This window comes from Asaia siamensis (genome assembly GCF_014635085.1).
Classification (GTDB): Bacteria; Pseudomonadota; Alphaproteobacteria; order Acetobacterales; family Acetobacteraceae; genus Asaia; species Asaia siamensis.
In genome coordinates this window covers 2501-5308 of the sequence record NZ_BMCH01000013.1, presented here as the reverse complement: position 1 = coordinate 5308, position 2808 = coordinate 2501, and the positions used below count along the sequence as shown (strand labels likewise).

The following is a 2808-nucleotide window of genomic DNA, read 5'->3' as shown; positions in this document are numbered from 1 at the left end:
TGGTTGCGGGGGCAGGATTTGAACCTGCGGCCTTCAGGTTATGAGCCTGACGAGCTACCGGGCTGCTCCACCCCGCGGGGGTGGTGTTTTTGTGGGGTGGATCAGGGGACCTGGCGGCGACCGACTTTTCCGCATCTTAAGATGCAGTATCATAGGCGCTGGGGCGTTTCACGTCCGAGTTCGGGATGGGATCGGGTGGAAGTCTCCCGCCATAGCCACCAGGTCTTCTGATCCACCCGACAACTGTGTGTCGGTGTGGGAGGTTGGTGTGTGTGTTGTATGATGATGTTTTGCGTGGATGATTGCTATGCATGTGTATGCTCTCTTGGAGAGCGTTGTGTGAGCGATATGGGCGATTAGGACCGGTTAGCTTCACGTGTTACCACGCTTCCACACCCGGCCTATTGACGTGATGGTCTTTCACGGCCCTGTGAGACCTAGTTTTGAGGTGGGTTTCCCGCTTAGATGCTTTCAGCGGTTATCCCGTCCATACTTAGCTACCCGGCTGTGCCGCTGGCGCGACAACCGGTACACCAGAGGTATGTTCATCCCGGTCCTCTCGTACTAGGGACAAATCCTCTCAAGTCTCATACACCCACGGCAGATAGGGACCGAACTGTCTCACGACGTTCTAAACCCAGCTCACGTACCACTTTAATCGGCGAACAGCCGAACCCTTGGGACCTGCTCCAGCCCCAGGATGTGATGAGCCGACATCGAGGTGCCAAACCTCCCCGTCGATGTGGACTCTTGGGGGAGATCAGCCTGTTATCCCTAGAGTACCTTTTATCCGTTGAGCGATGGCCCGTCCACGTGGGACCACCGGATCACTATGGCCGACTTTCGTCTCTGTTCGAGCTGTCACTCTCACAGTCAGGCGGGCTTATGCCATTGCACTCGACAGTCGGTTTCCGACCGACCTGAGCCCACCATCGCGCGCCTCCGTTACACTTTGGGAGGCGACCGCCCCAGTCAAACTGCCCACCATGCAGGGTCCCGGACCAGGCTAGACTGGTCTCGGTTAGACATCAGAAAAATTCAGGGTGGTATTTCAAGGACGGCTCCACCGAAGCTGGCGCCTCGGTTTCATAGCCTCCCACCTATCCTACACAGGATGTCTCTGATGCCACTGCAAAGCTGCAGTAAAGGTTCATAGGGTCTTTCCGTCTGACCGCGGGTACCCCGCATCTTCACGGGGAATTCAATTTCGCTGAGTCGATGCTGGAGACAGTGGGGAAGTCGTTACGCCATTCGTGCAGGTCGGAACTTACCCGACAAGGAATTTCGCTACCTTAGGACCGTTATAGTTACGGCCGCCGTTTACCGGGGCTTCAATTCAATGCTTGCACATCTCCTCTTAACCTTCCGGCACCGGGCAGGCGTCAGGCCGTATACGTCGTCTCTCGACTTCGCACAGCCCTGTGTTTTTACTAAACAGTCGCTACCCCCTGGTCTGTGCCACCCGCATCTGGTTGCCCAGAGACGGGTCTTGCTTATCCCGAAGTTACGCAAGTAATTTGCCTAGTTCCTTCAGCATCGTTCTCTCAAGCGCCTTGGTATTCTCTACCAGTCCACCTGTGTCGGTTTCGGGTACGGTCTATACGCCAGAGCTATTTCCTGGAATGCTCCAAAAGCCTGGTCAATCCAATAAGACCAGACAACATATCGCATTCGTCACTTCTGGCAGGCCCAGTAATATTCAACTGGTTCCCATCGACTACGGCTTTCGCCCTCGCCTTAGGGGCCGGCTCACCCTGCGTGGATTAACCTTGCGCAGGAACCCTTGGACTTTCGGCGACAGTGTTTCTCGCACTGTTTGTCGCTACTCATGTCAGCATTCGCACTTCCGATATCTCCAGAGAGGGTCACCCCGTCTCCTTCGCAGACCTACGGAACGCTCCGCTACCGCGCATATCAAAGATATGCACCCACAGCTTCGGCACGTGGCTTGAGCCCCGTTACATTTTCGGCGCAGGGTTTCTATTAGACCAGTGAGCTATTACGCTTTCTTTAAAGGATGGCTGCTTCTAAGCCAACCTCCTGGTTGTTTTGGAATCCCCACATCCTTTCCCACTTAGCCACGATTTGGGGGCCTTAGCTGGTGGTCTGGGCTGTTTCCCTCTCGACAATGGACCTTAGCACCCACTGTCTGTCTGCCACGCTCATACTCCTCGGTATTCGGAGTTTGGTTAGGTTTGGTAAGACTTTGGGTCCCCCTAGCCCATCCAGTGCTCTACCCCCGAGGGCAATACGTGACGATCTACCTCAATAGATTTCGCGGAGAACCAGCTATCTCCGAGTTTGATTGGCCTTTCACCCCTAGCCACAGCTCATCCCCGACTTTTTCAACAGGCGTGGGTTCGGCCCTCCAGTGCGTGTTACCGCACCTTCAGCCTGGCCATGGCTAGATCACTCGGTTTCGGGTCTTCTGCCAGCAACTCATTCGCCCTATTCAGACTCGCTTTCGCTACGCCTACACCTACCGGCTTAAGCTCGCTGCAAACAGAAACTCGCTGACCCATTATACAAAAGGTACGCCGTCACCCCATAAGAGGCTCCGACTGCTTGTAGGCATCCGGTTTCAGGTCTCTTTCACTCCCCTCATCGGGGTGCTTTTCACCTTTCCCTCACGGTACTTGTTCACTATCGGTCATCAGGGAGTATTTAGGCTTGGAGGGTGGTCCCCCCATGTTCAGACAGGGTTTCACGTGCCCCGCCCTACTCGAGAACCATCATGAACACTACGCATACGGGGCTATCACCCATTATCGCCGGACTTTCCAGACCGTTCTGCTTCTTTCACAATGA

The 2808-nt window shown here is 55.0% G+C and carries 1 tRNA gene and 2 rRNA genes (1 of these 3 running past the window's edge); all 3 read right to left on the bottom strand.

The features are described from left to right. Nucleotides 1-77: transfer RNA gene (locus IEV53_RS14685), tRNA-Met, on the bottom strand. Between the two features lie 31 nt (nucleotides 78-108). After that, a 5S ribosomal RNA gene (gene rrf / locus IEV53_RS14680) occupies nucleotides 109-223 on the bottom strand. Nucleotides 224-336: 113 nt separating this feature from the next. Next, nucleotides 337-2808: ribosomal RNA gene (locus IEV53_RS14675) — 23S ribosomal RNA — on the bottom strand; it runs 269 nt beyond the window's last position.